General features: G+C 48.6%; 16 protein-coding genes. 3 read left to right on the forward strand and 13 right to left on the reverse strand.

The features are described 5' to 3' along the window. Positions 1–19 precede the first annotated feature (19 nt). The 11 genes from secA to R3E63_00215 all read right to left on the reverse strand — a co-directional run bounded on the left by secA (position 20) and on the right by R3E63_00215 (position 11,947). Entirely contained in the window at positions 20–2,728 is a 2,709-nt protein-coding gene (gene secA / locus R3E63_00165; GenBank protein MEZ5538388.1) for a preprotein translocase subunit SecA, read from the reverse strand. 68 nt (positions 2,729–2,796) lie between these two features. Further along, positions 2,797–3,432 carry a hypothetical protein gene (locus R3E63_00170; protein ID MEZ5538389.1) on the reverse strand — a complete coding sequence of 212 codons (636 nt, stop codon included), beginning with the start codon at positions 3,430–3,432 and terminating at the stop codon, positions 2,797–2,799. Further along, positions 3,393–4,526 carry a hypothetical protein gene (locus tag R3E63_00175; GenBank protein MEZ5538390.1) on the reverse strand — a complete coding sequence of 378 codons (1,134 nt, stop codon included), beginning with the start codon at positions 4,524–4,526 and terminating at the stop codon, positions 3,393–3,395. The genes R3E63_00170 and R3E63_00175 overlap by 40 nt, the downstream gene beginning before the upstream one ends. 18 nt (positions 4,527–4,544) lie before the next feature. After that, the gene (murJ, locus tag R3E63_00180) at positions 4,545–6,095 is read right to left on the reverse strand and encodes a murein biosynthesis integral membrane protein MurJ (GenBank protein MEZ5538391.1); all 1,551 of its coding nucleotides are present in this window, start codon (positions 6,093–6,095) and stop codon (positions 4,545–4,547) included. 74 nt (positions 6,096–6,169) lie between these two features. Then, entirely contained in the window at positions 6,170–6,763 is a 594-nt protein-coding gene (locus tag R3E63_00185; protein MEZ5538392.1) for a nitroreductase, read from the reverse strand. Between the two features lie 66 nt (positions 6,764–6,829). Then, positions 6,830–7,510 (reverse strand): hypothetical protein, encoded by a 681-nt coding sequence (locus tag R3E63_00190; GenBank protein ID MEZ5538393.1) that lies wholly within the window; start codon positions 7,508–7,510, stop codon positions 6,830–6,832. 123 nt (positions 7,511–7,633) lie between these two features. Then, on the reverse strand, positions 7,634–9,406 hold the full coding sequence (locus tag R3E63_00195; GenBank protein MEZ5538394.1) for a hypothetical protein: 1,773 nt from the start codon (positions 9,404–9,406) through the stop codon (positions 7,634–7,636). Between the two features lie 5 nt (positions 9,407–9,411). Continuing rightward, complete coding sequence (locus R3E63_00200) at positions 9,412–9,729, reverse strand: BolA/IbaG family iron-sulfur metabolism protein (GenBank protein MEZ5538395.1); 318 nt, start codon at positions 9,727–9,729, stop codon at positions 9,412–9,414. Positions 9,730–9,739: 10 nt separating this feature from the next. Further along, entirely contained in the window at positions 9,740–10,114 is a 375-nt protein-coding gene (locus tag R3E63_00205; protein MEZ5538396.1) for a SirB2 family protein, read from the reverse strand. After that, positions 10,107–11,387 (reverse strand): adenosylmethionine--8-amino-7-oxononanoate transaminase, encoded by a 1,281-nt coding sequence (gene bioA / locus R3E63_00210; protein ID MEZ5538397.1) that lies wholly within the window; start codon positions 11,385–11,387, stop codon positions 10,107–10,109. The genes R3E63_00205 and bioA overlap by 8 nt, the downstream gene beginning before the upstream one ends. Further along, positions 11,384–11,947, reverse strand: coding sequence for an arylesterase (locus tag R3E63_00215; protein ID MEZ5538398.1), 564 nt, complete (start codon positions 11,945–11,947; stop codon positions 11,384–11,386). Before R3E63_00215 ends, bioA begins: the two co-directional genes overlap by 4 nt. A gap of 140 nt (positions 11,948–12,087) precedes the next feature. Here R3E63_00215 and R3E63_00220 point away from each other — a divergent pair, with 140 nt between their 5' ends. From R3E63_00220 to R3E63_00230, 3 genes are all read left to right on the forward strand, one after another. After that, the gene (locus tag R3E63_00220) at positions 12,088–12,783 is read left to right on the forward strand and encodes an ABC transporter ATP-binding protein (protein ID MEZ5538399.1); all 696 of its coding nucleotides are present in this window, start codon (positions 12,088–12,090) and stop codon (positions 12,781–12,783) included. Continuing rightward, positions 12,780–15,293 (forward strand): FtsX-like permease family protein, encoded by a 2,514-nt coding sequence (locus R3E63_00225; protein MEZ5538400.1) that lies wholly within the window; start codon positions 12,780–12,782, stop codon positions 15,291–15,293. The genes R3E63_00220 and R3E63_00225 overlap by 4 nt, the downstream gene beginning before the upstream one ends. 107 nt (positions 15,294–15,400) lie before the next feature. Beyond that, positions 15,401–15,853, forward strand: coding sequence for a YhcB family protein (locus R3E63_00230; protein ID MEZ5538401.1), 453 nt, complete (start codon positions 15,401–15,403; stop codon positions 15,851–15,853). Positions 15,854–15,922: 69 nt separating this feature from the next. Here the strand turns inward: R3E63_00230 and R3E63_00235 are convergent, their stop codons facing one another. Then, positions 15,923–17,098 carry an alanine--glyoxylate aminotransferase family protein gene (locus tag R3E63_00235; protein MEZ5538402.1) on the reverse strand — a complete coding sequence of 392 codons (1,176 nt, stop codon included), beginning with the start codon at positions 17,096–17,098 and terminating at the stop codon, positions 15,923–15,925. A 62-nt stretch (positions 17,099–17,160) separates the two neighbouring features. Then, a complete protein-coding gene (rplQ, locus tag R3E63_00240; protein MEZ5538403.1) occupies positions 17,161–17,568 on the reverse strand; it encodes a 50S ribosomal protein L17 in 408 nt (135 codons plus the stop codon). Between the last annotated feature and the right edge of the window lie 9 nt (positions 17,569–17,577).

Genomic DNA, 17,577 nt, shown 5'->3' on the forward strand with positions numbered 1-17,577 from the left:
TTTTACCCTCTAACAACCACTAGACCAAACGGCCGTGGCACTGTTTGTATTTTTTACCAGAGCCACAAGGGCAGGCGTCATTGCGACCAACTTTTTCACCGCCACGAACAAATGGCGTAGCGGCGCTTTTCGTTGTATCCACTGCACCCTCTTGATCATCATCATGTAGCGATGATGCATTCGCGTGTCTCAATTGAAGATTTTCCTGTTCACGACGACGCTGCTCTTCCATTGCCTCAATTTCTTCGCGCGAGGCGATGCGCACATGGAATAACACTCGTACTACTTCTGCTTTAATACTGTCTAACAGCGTATTAAATAATCCGAAGGATTCCCGCTTAAATTCTTGCTTGGGGTCACGCTGCGCATATGCGCGCAAATTAATACCTTGGCGTAAATAATCCATACTCGCCAAATGATCTTTCCATAAGTTATCCAGCACTTGCAGCATGACCTGCTTTTCCACCTGCCGCATAATTTGCTCAGAACCTTCACATTTTTTACTGTAAAGCTCCGTAGCCGCTTGCTGTGCTCGTTCGCGTATTGTTTCTTCGGTTAGGTTGATGTCATCTTTTAACCATTGAGCCGCTGGAACAATCAGCCCGAAGTCTGCTTCAAATGTTTGCTCCAAGCCTGGCAAATCCCATTGCTCTGCAAAACTTTGTGGTGGAATAAACTGTGTGATAACACTATTAATCACATCATTGCGTATCATCGAAATGATGTCAGAAATATCATCGGATTCTAAAATGTCATTGCGTTGCTGATAGATAACTTTACGCTGATCACTCGCCACATTGTCGTATTCCAACAACTGTTTACGAATATCGAAATTTCGTCCTTCTACTTTGCGCTGCGCCTTCTCGATTGAGCCCGTCACCATCTTGTGCTCAATCGCTTCACCGCGCTGCATACCAAGCGCTTGCATAATACTTTTCACGCGATCTGACGCAAAAATACGCATCAAATCATCTTCCAAAGAAAGATAAAACCGCGATAATCCAGGATCGCCCTGACGACCTGCACGACCGCGCAACTGGTTATCAATACGGCGCGATTCATGACGCTCGGTACCCAAAATATGTAAGCCGCCAGCGGCCAATACTTGTTCGTGACGCTGTTGCCACTCCGCTTTTGCTGCTTCAATATTTTCCGGCGTTGGGTTAGCCAATGCCTCCACTTCCGATTCCCATTTTCCGCCCAACATAATATCGGTGCCACGACCTGCCATATTGGTCGCGATTGTTACTGTAGAGGGGCGACCCGCCTGCGCAATAATTTCTGCTTCCTGCTCGTGATACTTTGCATTGAGGACGCGATGCGGAATAGCCGCTGCATCCAAACGGCGCGACATTTCTTCCGAAGTTTCAACCGATGCGGTACCAACCAATACCGGCGCACCCAGCGCAGTAAAGCGCTTCACATCCTCAATAATTGCTTCGTATTTTTCGTCTTTGCTGATGTACACCAAATCATTAAGATCTTTACGCAGCAGTGGTTTATTGGTTGGAATTACTACGACATCAAGCCCATAAATTTGCATAAATTCTGGTGCTTCTGTGTCTGCTGTGCCTGTCATACCGCCCAGCTTTTTATACATGCGAAAATAGTTTTGGAAAGTAGTAGACGCCATGGTTTGGCTTTCGCTTTGTATCGCGACACCTTCTTTTGCTTCCAGGGCCTGATGCAAACCTTCCGACAAGCGACGACCGTGCATCGTGCGCCCTGTGTGTTCATCAATCAAAATAACTTGATTGTCTTGCACGATGTATTCCACATCGCGATGAAATAATGTGTGTGCGCGCAATGCCGCATGAATGTGATGCAACAAACTCAAGTTGGTGACGGCATACAAGCTGTCATTGGCATCAAGCAAACCGTCTCGCACCAATAGTTGCTCAATTAACTGATGACCTTCTTCCGTCAACTCTGCTTGGCGCTGTTTTTCGTCCAGAATATAGTGCCCAGTGGTTGTTTCCGTTTGCGCCTGCAAACGCGGCATCAGTGCATTGATTCGTTTGTACAACTCCGAACTGTTTTCTGCTGCGCCAGAAATAATCAATGGCGTACGCGCTTCGTCAATAAGAATGGAATCCACTTCATCAACAATAGCAAAAGTTAGCGGGCGCTGAACTTTATCCTCAAAACTCAGCGCCATGTTGTCGCGTAAATAATCAAAGCCGTATTCGTTATTCGTGCCGTAAGTAATATCGGCAGCATAGGCGGCGCGTTTTTCTTCTTGGCCTTGGCCCGACAAAATAATACCGACTGTCATGCCCAATTTTTCATAAACAGGACGCATCCAGCTGCCGTCACGGTTGGCAAGATAATCATTCACCGTCACTACATGCACGCCTTGGCTGGGTAATGCATTGAGGTACACAGGCAGCGTCGCAACCAAGGTTTTACCTTCACCGGTGCGCATCTCAGCAATTTTTCCAGAGTGCAATACCATGCCGCCAATCAACTGCACATCAAAATGACGCAAACCCAAAACACGGCGCGCAGCTTCACGCACACAGGCAAAGGCTTCTGGCAATATTTGATCTAATGTTTCGCCTTTTTGTAGGCGATCACGAAATTCTTGTGTTTTGTTTTGCAGCTCACTATCCGACAGTGTTTCTATAGTGGGTTCAAGCGCATTGATCTTTGCAACAACCTTGCGAAGCTTTTTTAATTCGCGCTCATTTTTGCTGCCAAAAACCTTTTTGATAACTTTGCCAATCATGTCGCAACCACACTGCGTAGGGGGCGCAAAATATCGCACAAATCAGCTATATACGCCACAAAAGCCTATCAATGCAGCTTCGTCACACACAGCGGTTCGGCTTGTTGATTCAATATCATCAAAGAGGTTGCTTGCGCTGTACGAGCTACGCCATAGGCGTTACCTGCGCTGTACATCATTCCGTTCGAACGCGGCAAAAGACTGGCGTGAACCGGCTGCAATAGGCCGCGCACTATCCCTGCATCATCCGCAATCAAGCCATAGCTCCACACAGACTCGGCTACATTGCCGTACCAACGCCACCCCACAACCTTATCTGGCGTAGAAACCGGCACGGCATAGCGTTCGGCACTCAGGAACGTAGAAACATCCAACAACTCCCTTAAGTGAATAGGCTCCTCCCGTGACGCAACCCACGGGCAGTTCGGCAATCTCTGTGGGACTGCCGGCAAGGGTTTTCCCAACCATGCCGCTGCACCATCGGCAAATATATTGCGCTGAGTAGCCCGCAAGCTTTCTAACACCGGAAATAGCTGCGGCAACTTGCCCTGCCAATTCCAATGCAACGCACGCTCAGCATCGGTGGCCACCGGTAAATACACTTGAAACGAGAGCAGGGCGTTATCGACGCGTACACGATACTCCGCCAAACGCGCCCCCCAATCTAATTGTGACGGCAGTGCGAGTAGTGGAAATAATAACAACGCGATTCGCCAAATTTTTTGGCAGCCTTTGATGCATCGCCGTACAGCAACACACTGATACCAAACCATACTAATAACGCCCAAATTTGAAAGCGATCAACCGTGGGATCCAACACACCGTCCACACGCGTCAACATCAACATCGCGACTGTTCCAAACCCCACCAAAATCAGTGTCAATGCAGCCGATTGCAAACCATTATTTTTCTCATGCCGTAGCCAGCTCGCACGAACAACGAATACGGCAGCCAAACACACTGCTGCACCAAATACTGCAGCGAGTGGCAGTAGCCACGCTACAGGGATCCAATGCCATGCGCGCAACATGTGATACACAGGAGCGCCCATCAAGGTGATAGGAAAAGATAAGGAATGCCAACCATTGAGATGCAAAGCGTTACCAACGGCATCACCGCCTGGCAACCACAGATACAAAAAGAAAAATACCAAAGCTGAGATGGAAAAAATTAACACAAACTTGTGCGATGCTCGCCAGAGAAGCAAACACAGCACACCAATTGGCCACACCAAAATACCGTTACCAAAACTTAGCGTTGCCAAACCGCCAGTTACTATCGATAAAGCCATCCATAACAACGGCTGCGATGCGGAAAACACTGCGCGATGCAACAACAAAATAGAAATCAGCGTATTAACTATCGATAAATAATTATTGATGCCATTAAAGCCCCAGCCCAATAGAGCTATATTGAGCAGCCAACAAAACAATAGCAGCGTCCACCCTGCTAAATATTGTTGATCCAACCGATCGGGCACAAACTTTACTATTTGCCGCAACAAAACACCGATAAACACAGCGTTCAATAACCAATCAACAACAATCAAAAAAGTATTCTTTCCGGCAAATAACTTTAGATCGATGTCATAGAGCAGAAAGGCCAGAATATGACGGTGGCCCGATACGGTAGTTACTGAGGTTTTCCAAACACCTTGCGTCAACAGTGCGTCATACATATGCCACTGATCTCGCGACAGCGGTGACACATGGTGAAAAACAATGTAGTAAGCGGTGATGGCAAGAAAAACTGCCAGTAAAAACCACCATAAGATGAGCGTAAAGCGTTGCCAGTTCATCTTACGATTCCCTATTCACTAAACCTGCAATCGCAAGTGATGCTTGCGCATCCCTGTTAGCAACAGCACTAAAAAATATACCGTAATACCAGCGCCGCACATCATCGCCAAATAAATTGCACGCCACTGCCATGTATAGGCTGACCAATCCGGCCACACACTGAGCAATAGACAAAGAACAAAAACCATCGAGCCATTAGCGACCAATATCTGCCACAAGAATTTTCCCCACCCACGCGCATAACGATAAATACCCTGTTTATGCAGTGCGCGAAATAACAATCCTGAATTGATATAAGCCGCCAAAGCCGTTGCTAAAGCTAAACCGAGATGCCCCATATTTAGTGTTTTATCAAAAATAACCATAAAACTGATATTCATGACCTGTGCGGCAACCACTGAAATGACGGCAATCCGTACCGGTGTTTTCATGTCTTGGCGCGAATAAAAAGCTGGAGCCAATATCTTGATCATCATGAATCCAATCAAGCCCACTGCATAAGCGCGCATCGCCCAAGCTGACATCATGATGTCATGCGCTGTTGTTTGACCGTGTTGAAATAGCGTACTCAAAATGGGCGTAGCCAACACCATCAAAGCCAAAGCGGCGGGCAGACCGATCAATACATTCAAGCGAATTGCCCAATCCAAAGTCGCAGAAAATTCGCGCGGTGAATTGGCAATATGGCTGCGCGACAAGCTGGGCAGAATCACCGTGGCAATCGCCACACCAAAAATACCTAGCGGCAATTCAGACACGCGCTCCGAGTAATAAAGCCACGCCACACTACCTGTTTTTAGAAAAGAGGCGAGTATTGCATCCATCATCAAATTAATTTGACTTACCGAAACACCAAACAGCGCCGGCACCATGAGCTTCATCACGCGCTGCACGCCTTCGTGATGCCAGTTCCAGCGCGGTATCGGCATGAGATGCAATCGCTGCATGGATGGCAACTGAAAAATTAATTGCACAATACCTGAAATGAAAACACCCCAAGCCATTGCTACCGCAGGTTGATCAAACCACGGTACAGCAACTGTCGCTGCGAGTATCAAAGTGATATTCATCAAAATAGGTGTAGCTGCAGCAGCAGCAAAACGATCGTAAGTATTGAGGACAGAACTTGCGAATCCCGTCATGGTGATTAAAAACAAATACGGAAAAGTAATGCGCAATAAATCACTGGTTAAACCAAATCGCTCCGGATCATTCAACCAAAAACCCGGTGCAAACAAGATGGTGAACCACGGTGAAGCCAACACTACCAAAGCGCTGACTGCTAAAGATGTACCACCGAGCACACCTGCTACATGATTGATAAAATCGCGTATTGCTCGCTGATCACCGCGCACACGATATTCTGCCAGTACAGGTACAAATGCCTGCTGAAATGCCCCTTCGGCAAATAAACGCCGCAAAAATTGCGGGATTCGAAACGCAAGAAAAAATGCGTCAGCACCTGGCGTATGTCCTGCGCCGATGGCATTGGCCAACACGATATCGCGCGCCATACCCAACACACGCGATATCTGCGTCATGAAGCTAATCATGAAACTGGAGCGCAATAAATGACGCGTGGTTACCGTTTTTTCTGGCGCAGTTTTTTCTAACGCAGGAGCCTGAGGATTTTGTTCGCTACTCACGCCGATTTCCATGCAGAAAAAAATTGTTCTACCGTTAACTGCGGTGTCGCTTTGATAGTGCCAGACGGTGTGCCGAGATAGAGAAATCCCAGTAAACGCTCGTTTTCAGCCAAGCCCAATTTCTCAGCCAACAGCGGTTCATAAGTCACGATGCCGCTGCGCCACATCGCACCTACACCGATTGCGTGCGCAGCCAGCAACATATTTTGCACAGCAGCAGCCGTCGACATGATTTGTTCAACTTCTGGCACTTTGGGATGCGGCGTGATACGCGCCACTATCAACAACACTAAGGGTGCGCGCAGCAAACGCTTGATAGATTTCTGACGCTGCACTTCACTCTGTGCGCCATAACACTGCGCTTCAACATCAGCAATGATATGACCGACGCTTTCACGCGCTTCGCCTTCCACCCACAAAAAACGCCAAGGCCGCAGCTGTGCGTGATCCGGCGCGCGCAATGCGGCACGAAAAATAATCTCTCGCTGCTCGGCCGAAGGGGCTGGTTCCGTCAATTCACTCACAGACACGCGACTGTGCAATGCCATCACAGCGTCCGTTATTGGTTTAATTTCTTTTTGCTTTGTCATGCACAACGCACCGCCGCTAATACATGGCGCACTGTAGCCGATTGGCCAAGGGTGAGAAACGAAAAACTAGCGTGCGGCCGCGACTTGCTGCTGCCAGCGGTGGTATTTTTCAGTGCTACCGGCAAGACGCGGTTCGTGGCTCAACGCATCCAATAGCTCGGTGCGTTTTATGGCATCCAACACCGTGCGCAATGCCTCTGTGCCTGCTTTGATTTGATCCGTATCGCTCGCTTCCGTCGCAAATTGCAAAACGAGTTCCCACTGCTCTGCGGTGTAGATCAACGACAGCACATACAAAATCCCAGCCTCTTGTGATGCGGCATCACCAGAGGATTTTGCTGTCTCCCACTGTTTCTGCAGCAGCGGAATGCGATCGCTCAACATACGCGCTCTTGCTGTAGCCATTTCTGCTGCTCGGCGCCACGCCGCACGGGCGCGCTCAGGCCGCCCTGCAGCTTGCCATGCGGCAGCTGTATCCTTGCGCAACCCCTGCGCTTTGAGGTCAGATTCAATGGCCTTATCACCGAATAAGCGCGCATTGGCTAAATCACCTTCCACTTCTGCGCGCAACGCTTTATTGACCGATTCGTTGGTGTACCACTCAACGCCTTGCAGCGCATTTTCCAGAGACTTCGCTCTTTCTGCAGCATTAGGCACGCCATTGTCCTTTCCATGCTGCTGCATCCACAGCACGCCGCCGCCGATCACAAGCAAAAAAAAACACAGCAGAGGCACGGCAATACGCATGAGAAAATAATGGTAAGCAAGAAATGGGTAGGCATCATTGCAGAATGCCTCGAGAAAACCACACGCAAAAACCGCACCGCGCTGGGTAAAAGCCGCCAGAAGGCAGAGACTTTTCTGTGCTTATTACTCCTCGCCTTGCAAAAGACGAGTGAACCACCGCCCTTCTGCTCTACTCACTAAGGGCATATCTCTGTATTTGATAACGCGCAACTCTGGGCTATCGAGCAGAGGAAGTAACTCTTTCCGTACAAAAATAACATTGGGTGCAAACAGCATATTCACTGGCACCGTTTTTATTGTATTGCGTAAAATAAATCCTTCTTCACGATGCACCAACACATAGCCATAACGAGCAAATATTGGTTCCATACTTTCTTTTGGGTTATTGATATCGTAAATCACATCCGGCGGATCAACACCACAATGTTGTTTTATCTCAAGCAACATCGATAAAAACTCAGCATAGGACCATCCAATTCCCATCGGGTTGCGCGCAACCCTTTCTAAATATGAACAGCGAGTGAAAGCGCCTTCCACTAAACCGCGCAGATCATAGAAATGCACTTTCCCATACAACTGCTCGCCTAAACGAAAAAAAACCATACCCGCTTGACCTGAGAGCAGATTGACAGGTCGATTCAATTTTTGATTTAGCACTGGCAAAATTTCTTTCAAGCGATCAATCACAGCCAAATCGCGCAAGTGCTCTTGGTTGTACCGTTCAAATAGACCGTAGTTTTTATGTGAATCATCTAGTCGATATTGAACCCATGCAGGAATACCGTGAGCTTGCTTGGCAACAATATCTTTCGTAAAAGATGCACTCGCAAAAAAAACACATAGCAACAACCCATGCGCTAACCAAGCCCTTCGAACGACACGAGATACCATCATCACCAACAACATAGCAGCCATTGGAATCATCGGTACAACAAACCGCCCCGCATGCATCCAATCACCACCTGCAGTTAATACAAAGCCGGCATAAACGCCGATCAATGCAAGCAATACCAGCATTTGAGTGTACTGCGCACGAACAATTTCCTCTGTACAAATTATTCGCGACCATGAAAAACACAGAAGAATCGGAGCTAGCAGCAAACTTAAAGCAACAACAGGATTAACGACTGAATAAATCAGCGTGTAAATAAAGCCTGATTGAAGTTTTGTTGCAAAAGCACCTGTTTGTTTTGCTAAAACAGGCAACGGCAGCCACGAATCAAAATACAACTTCTGCCAACAGAACAATACAGCCGACACGACTAAAGAAAAACTAAAAATCTGCAAGAAGCGCAAACACTGCTCACGCACACGCAAAAACCACACGCACAAGCTAGCACTTGCCACAACAATAATGACGGGCATTTCTGGGCGTACGATGACTAAAAGAATCGTTATCGCCACTAACGACACATAATGGTGCGTATACAATTGAGCTGCATTCGCAAAACTTGCCCAAACAACAGCCGCCACTAACAACACCACAGCTGCCAATACCGCTCCCATACCACCAAAACTCCACAGCAATAAACTGGTGGAGCTCAATGCCAACAAAGCAGGCCAAAGCATCAATCCTCTGCAATAACGCTGTGCTAACTTTGTTACTACTACACAACAGGCAAAGGACGAAAAAATATCAACGAGATAACCAGCGGTCACCAAATCCAATTGCAATATTTTTGAAAACAATGCTGTTAGCAGAACAATCAGCAAGCTGGTTGTTTGTTCGACACGATCACCGTTGTAATTAACGAGCTGCCCTTGCTCCAACAGTGTGTGAGAAAACCAGAAATTGATATGCGGATCATCATGGCCTGCCGCGCCATAAATAAGAAAGCCACCGTAAAGAATAGCTATCCACAGCAAAGTCATTGCAAGAAATGAAAGATATTTCATCAGGCTTAATGCTTATCGTGCTTACTACCACCCATACACTGTGGTGAAGATGGCGCAGCGCCCTGAGCCTGCCATTCTTCAGGGGTATAGGTATGCAATGCGAGTGCGTGAATCTGCTGCATGATGTCACCCAAGGCCGCGTAGACTTTTTGATGCCTCGCCACTAAACGCAAGCCTGAAAATTGTTCCGACACCAACACCAATTTGAAATGCGATTCGCTACCCGGTGGAACGCTATGCATATGACTTTCATTAGCCAACTCTATATATGTAGGGGAAAAAAATTCACGCACCACTTTTTCGATGACTGATTGTTTTTGCATAACTTGCCTCTCAAAACGGTTTGGCAACAGCGAGAAAACCCATCCCCATAAAACATAGCAACGCCATCAACACGCCGCCTGCGCGCTGTGCATTGCCTCTACTCCACTTCATCACATACAAGCCACAACCGATATACATTACCAACAATACTAACTTTGCCAGCAACCAATGTTGCACCAATGGGTTATAGCCTGCGATCACTGCTAAAGCGACACCACATAACAACAACAAGCTGTCATTGATATGCGGAAGAATTTTTACCGGCTTTTTGTTCAGCAGCGATGAGCCGGCAAACTTCAAACCACTGCGCACTAAAAAAGACAGTAACGACACAGCTGCAAAAAACATATGCCACTGCTTAATCATTGGATACAACTCACTCACACAAATACTCCTCAATCACGACTTTCATAGTTTGGGTTAATGCTTTTAATTGCTCGTCTTCGATAATGTACGGCGGCATGGCGTACACCAGCTTGCCAAAAGGTCTTATCCAAATACCGTGTTCGACAAACATCGGCTGGATTTTCCTCATATCAACAGGGTGATCCAACTCCACCACAGCTATCGCACCCAGCACGCGCACATCGGCAACACCGCGCGCGCTTTGCAGCGCAGCTAAACCTTCGCACAGTTGCTTCTCGATACGAGAAATATTGTTTTGCCAGGCTTGTGAGAGCAACAAATCAATACTCGCGTTAGCGATACTGCATGCCAAAGGATTTGCCATAAAAGTGGGGCCGTGCATCAAGGCACCACCTTCACCCGCACAGATTTTTTTCGCCACGGCATCGGTAGTCAGCGTCGCAGCTAGCGTGAGATAACCGCCAGTTAAAGCTTTTCCCACACAAAGAATATCGGGCGAGATGTTGGCATGCTCAAAAGCAAATAATTTTCCTGTACGACCAAATCCTGTGGCAATTTCATCGGCAATCAACAACACACCGTATTCATCACACAAACTGCGCACTTGTTGTAAATACTCTGCGGAATAAAACCACATACCACCCGCGCCTTGTACGATAGGCTCCAGTATCACTGCAGCAATTTGCTGATGATTTTCTTGCAACTGCAACGCCAAAGGCGCTATATCTTCCGCAGCGCAGGGCTCGCCAAAACGCGCTTGCGGGCGCGGCACAAAAAACTGCTCTGGCAACACATCGGAAAATAAATGATGCATGCCGGTTACCGGATCGCACACGCTCATTGCAGCAAAAGTATCGCCATGGTAACCACCTGACAGGCTGACAAATTTCGCGCGCTGCCCCTGCCAATACTGCAGCGCCATTTTCATTGCCACTTCAACAGCAACGGAACCTGAATCTGAAAAAAATACGCGTTGTAGTGGCGCTGGGGTTATCTCCACCAACGTTTTTGCCAACTGCACTGCAGGTGCGTGTGTCAAACCGCCAAACATCACATGCGACATCTGCTGCAATTGTTTAACCGCCGCCGCATTTAATACTGGATGGTTATAGCCATGAATGGCGCTCCACCACGACGACATGCCATCAATCAGCGTGCGACCATCACACAATTGCAATACACAACCCCGCGCTGATTGCACTGCAAATAGCGGCAAGCCATCATCAATGCCTGCATAGGGATGCCAGATATATTGCCGATCTAACGACAGTAAATAATCTGCATCAATCACTCTTTCTCACTCAATAACGGCAGCAGCACTGGACGCACTGTTTCCATAATTTCTGTCTGCGCTTGTGCATTCGGGTGTATATAGTCTGCTTGAAAATGAGCAATATCACCGGCAATGTCTTGTAAAAAAAATGGCACAACGGCTATCTGATTTTTTTTCGCCAGCTGAGGGAAAGTTTCTGCAAATAACTTCCCATAACGCGCACCGTAATTCATTGGCAATTTCGTACCCAACAACAAAATACGGCAACCAGCTTGTTTACCCAAGTCAATCATCGACTGCAAATTATTGCGCAGCGCAGTGAGAGACATACCACGCAAACCATCATTAGCACCCAATTCGATAATTAATACATCCGGCTTATGTTCCTTCAGAGCAGCCGGTAAACGCTTCAAACCATTAGCACTGATTTCACCGGTAATCGACTGATTAACAAAACGATGCTCCGGTAAAGTTTGTTGCAACAAAGAAACCCAACCTTCCTCTATTTTCATGCCATAGGCAGCACTGAGGCTATCACCCCACACCAGCACCGTTGCCGCACGCGCCGCTGTCGTCATCGACACAAAAACAAGCACACAAAAGATGAAACGACAGCATCCTATTTTTTTTCTTAACACGATAATTACCTAATGAGCACTCGAACAGGGGCGCCTATAGTACCCTACCGCTCTCAAGCAACCTACGACACGATTTTGCGATGACAACCACTCACACTTCTATCCTGCAAGCGATTCATCTCGGCAAAACTGTCAGTACAGCAACGGAAGAATTGGTACTGCTGCAGGACATTAATTTTGCTGTTCACGCTGGCGATAGTGTGGCTATTGTCGGCACATCGGGCTCTGGTAAATCCACCTTGCTCGGCCTGCTAGCTGGGCTGGACACACCAACTAGCGGCGACATCCAAATCGAAGGATGCTCTCTGCTCGTCCTCAGCGAGGAAGACAAGGCGCTACTGCGCGCAGAAAAAGTCGGCTTCGTCTTTCAAAATTTCCAGCTGCTTTCCTCGTTGACGGCTTTAGAGAATGTGATGCTGCCACTGGAATTACGAGCCAGTGGCATACCATGCGAGCAGCAGGCGCGCGATTTTTTGACGCGTGTTGGGCTGGAGCAGCGCCTGCATCACTACCCGCGCACACTGTCTGGTGGCGAGCAGCAGCGTGTTGCCATCGCCCGCGCTTTTGCTGGGCAGCCTGCCATCCTGTTTGCCGACGAGCCCACGGGTAACCTCGACAGCAAAACCGCCCAGCAGATTGCCGATCTTTTGTTTTCCCTCAATCAACACAGCGGCACGACCCTCATCCTCGTCACTCACGATGAACGCCTCGCAGCACGCTGCAATCATCAATGGCGAATGGAAGGTGGCCAATTATCAGCGGTCAGCTCGTCATGAAATATGGTGCTCTTGCTTGGCGCAGCCTACTGCGTGAATGGCGCAGCGGTGAGCTCGCTCTGCTATTTATGGCGTTGGTATTGGGCGTGGCGATAGTGACTGGCATTGACTTATTTGCCAATCGTTTGCAGAAGGCATTGGTGGGCGAAGCCAGCGTTTACTTGGGCGCTGATCGCGTGGTGCAATTGGGAGACGCGCTGCCTACCGCACATTTGGAACGCGCACGACAACTTGGGCTGCAAACCGCTGAGACCATCTTATTTCCCACCATGGTTTACCCCACTGTAGCCAGCACTACATCCAATAATAGTGATCGCTCAGTTTTAGCGTCGCTCAAAGCGGTCTCCACCAACTACCCATTACGCGGCACGCTAGAAGTACGGGACGCTCGCCACCAAACGCTCGCCGTACAACACGGCCCTTCAACAGGCACGGCATGGGTAGACGCTAACATCTTGAATCAATTGAATTTACCGTTAGGTGCAACACTTGATATCGGTAACCGCTCATTCGTCATCGACCAAGTGCTGACCCGTGAGGGCGATTCGGGCAATAGCTTTTACGGCATGGGCATGCGCGTGATGATCAATGCTGCTGACTTACCCTCTACTGGGCTCATCATCCCAGGCAGTCGCGCCGAATACCGCTACTTATTCACGGGTGACACCACCGTACTGGACAGCTATTTCGCTTGGCTCAAGCCTCAATTACCGCTAGGCGCGCGCATCATCACCCTGCATGACAACCAGCCGGGCATCGCTACGGCACTCGACAAAGCCGCACTATTTTTGCGCTTGGCAGGCAGCCTCGGCGTATTGTTGGCTGCGCTCGCTGCCGCTTTTGCTGCACAGCGCTACAGCCATCGTCATGCCGACGCCATCGCCGTACTCAAAACACTCGGTGCCACACGCCGGCAAATTCTCTGGCTGCAATTCTGGCAATTGACTGCGCTGTGGCTACTGGCAACGCTCTGTGGTTTTTTGCCTGCTCTGCTGTTGGAGAAAGCCTTTTTCAGCGTAATGGGCAACTGGATTCCTACCAACCTTCCATCCACTGGCTGGCAACCGTTTGCGATGGGTGCAGTCACCAGTTTGATTTGTTTGCTAGCTTTTACCGTACCGTCCTTTGCGCACTTAGCCAGCACACCGCCATGGCGCGCGCTGCGTAGCAACCCTAATAACTCGCGTAACTTTTCAGTTTTATGGCCCGCCATTCCCGGCGTTGCAGCGCTGCTATTGCTGTATAGCCGCAGTTTTATACTGGCCACTTTATTGATTGCTGGCACATTGGCGCTGATTGTTTTCACGGGATTGATCGGCTGGTTGCTGCTGCGCGCTGGTCGCCAACTCAGCCAGCGCGCAGGTAGCTACTGGCGCTTAGGTATCGCGAATGTCTTGCGCCAGCAGTGGCTGTCTCTGCTGCAAATTGCCATCTTCGGCACTGGTTTTATGCTGCTCGCTGTCATGGTGCTGATTCGCAGTTCATTGCTCAGTGAATGGCGTATGCAAATTCCCGACAAAGCGCCCAATGTTTTTCTGATCAATATAGCGCCAGAAGATGTCGCACCACTGCAAACCGCGCTTCACGGCATTCAACTTACGCCTGCCGCGTTTTACCCCATGGTGCGCGGGCGATTGAGCACCATCAACGGTCAACGCGCCACCGATTTATTTGACGAGAGTATCAGTGCCGTCTACCGCGATCTCAACTTGAGTTGGAGCCGCGAATTGCCCATGGGCAACGCCATCACACAAGGTCACTGGCCCACTGCAAACACAACCACCGCACCCGTTTCTGTTGAGCAAGGGCTCGCTAAAAAATTACACCTGCAACTGGGCGACAAACTGGCTTTTACCATCGCAGGCAACACGCTCACTGCCGAAGTTGCCAGTATTCGCTCCGTGGATTGGGACAGAATGACACCCAATTTTTATTTTCTCTTTCCACCGGGCGTGCTGGATTCATCACCGCAATTCAGTGCCACTTGGATGACCAGCCTCTACCGCAGCGAAGTACAAGAGACGGCACTCAGCCATTTATTGCGCCAATACCCCACCGTCACGGCATACCCTGTTGACGATCTACTCGCGCGCATACAAACCATCATTCAACGCGTTGGTTTCGCCGTCGAAATTATCCTGCTACTGATTTTGACAGCAGGGCTGCTGGTGCTGTTCGCCTGCTTGCGTGCCAGCATCGATCAAAAACTTCACGAGAGCGCACTGCTACGCACGCTGGGTGCAAAACGCAGCTTGATATTGGGAAGCCTATTTGTTGAGTTTGCCGCTATTGGCGGCATCGCTGGCTTGTTAGCAGTCATCGGCGCAGAACTAACCACATGGGCACTGCAAGTGTTCTTGTTCAAAATGGTAGCCGTTGCGCATCCGTGGTTATGGCTTGCCGTACCGGTGCTATCCACAGTATTCATTGCCTCCACCGGCACAGCTTTTTGTTATCGCGTGCTGGCAACACCACCCATGTTGGTTCTGCGTGAAACGGGGCAACAGTAATTATCAGGTAACGCCGCCTAATCATTATTTTGCTCACAGCGTACGATTCCATTATCCTCACAACACATTCTGTTTATTTTAAATTGATTAATTTTTGGAGTAGCACAATGGATATCAACCTAACGGATACAACACTGATTGCTCTATGCAGTGGATTGATTGGTATTGCGATTGGCGTTATGGCAACACGCTTACTGAAGCCTCGCAGCCAGCAACAAATGGAAGCACAACTACAAGAAGCCGAACAAAAATCACAAAAACAAAATGCGCAGATTGCCGAGCACTTTTCTCATACAGCGTCACTCGTCAGCAACCTTACGCGTAACTACCGTGATCTGCATGACTATTTAGCCTCTAGCGCGCAACAACTCGGCAATATTGATATTCAACCTATGCTGCAGAAAGACAACCCTTCTGCTCCCATTTTAGGGCAAGGCGTTGTTATCAACCCACCATTGGATTATTCACCGCAAAGCAGCAACACGCTGAGCGAAGCTTACGGTTTGCGTGATGAGCAAGCTGAAAAAAACTCACCGCCTAACGCTTATAGCGGTTCATAAATAATTATTTTCAGCAATAAAAAAGGCACCCTAAAGGTGCCTTTTTACTTTCCGTTTTGCTAAACCATTTTATGCCGCTGCGTAAGCTGTCATTGCTGCAGCCACCGCTTTACCTGAGTTAATCGGCGCGTTCATGGAAGATAAAACTGCATCCAAAGCACCCAAAAACAGCAGCACATTTTTCTGTGAACAACCAAAACCCATCAAACCGACACGCCATACTTTACCGGCCAAATCACCAAGACCCGCGCCGATCTCTAAGCTATAAGTTTCTAGCAAAGCTTTACGAACAACTGCTTCATCAATACCTTCAGGCACAGTAATTACATTCAATTGCGGCAGACGCTCGCCCACTGGCACGATTAATTGCAAGCCCATTGCTTCTGCGCCTGCTACCAATGCATTGTGATGCAGCGTGTGACGCGCCCACGCATTTTCCAAGCCTTCTTCTTTCAGAATTACCAAAGACTCGTGCAGTGCGTACAAGGCATTAATCGGTGCGGTGTGGTGATAAGCGCGTTTACCGGATCCCCAATAACCCATCACCAAATTCATATCTAAAAACCAACTCTGCACTTTGGAGCTGCGTTTGCTGAATGCTTCAACAGCACGATCGCTGAAACTAACAGGCGACAAACCAGGCGTGCAAGACAAGCATTTTTGTGATCCAGAATAAACTGCATCAATACCCCAATCATCAACGCGCAATTCGCTACCACCTAAGGAGGTGACGGCATCAACAATCGTCAGGCAATTGTATTTTCTGGCAATTTCGCACAGCGTTTTCGCATCTGACATAACGCCCGTTGAAGTTTCGGCGTGAACAAAAGCTACAACTTTTGCATCAGGATTCGCCTTCAGTGCATCTTCTAATTTTTGCGGGTCAACCGCGCGACCCCATGGATCCATCACCATGACCGCCGTTGCGCCACAACGCTCAACATTTTCTTTCATGCGCCCGCCGAACACACCATTTTGGCAAATGATGACTTTATCGCCAGGCTGAACGAGATTAACGAAAGTTGCTTCCATGCCAGCAGAACCTGGCGCAGAAATCGGCAGCGTCAGACTATTTTTTGTCTGCATGGCGTACTGCATCAAATGCTTAATTTCATCCATTAAATGAATGAATGAGGGATCAAGGTGACCGATGGTTGGCCTAGCCATCGCCTCTAGTACGCGAGGGTCTACATCTGAAGGGCCTGGCCCCAAGAGTGTTCTTACCGGTGGATGGAAAGATTTCATGGCAAGCACCTCCTAGGCGACATCAAAAAGACAGGAGTTTGGAGCGAAAAAATGCTGCGAATTTATTCCGCAGCGTCTTCTGTATTAACGATTTCGCTCGCTTTAACTTTCTCAGGACGATTTACCAGCTCAACATAAGCCATTGGGGCTTTGTCACCGGTACGGAAACCGCATTTCACAATACGCAGATAGCCGCCTGGGCGAGCGTTGTAGCGTGGACCGATTTCTGAAAATAATTTTCCAACAACTTCTTTGCTACGCAAACGGCTGAATGCCAAGCGACGATTAGCAACACTGTCTTGCTTGCCCAAAGTGATCAAAGGCTCAGCAACGCGGCGCAGCTCTTTAGCTTTTGGCAAAGTGGTTTTGATGATTTCGTGTTCCAATAATGAAGCCGCCATATTGCGAAACATGGCTGAACGATGTGAGCTCGTGCGGTTAAGTTGTCTGCCGCTAAGTCTGTGACGCATGATAATTAC

The organism is Pseudomonadales bacterium, from assembly GCA_041395665.1.
Lineage (GTDB): Bacteria > Pseudomonadota > Gammaproteobacteria > Pseudomonadales > UBA7239 > UBA7239.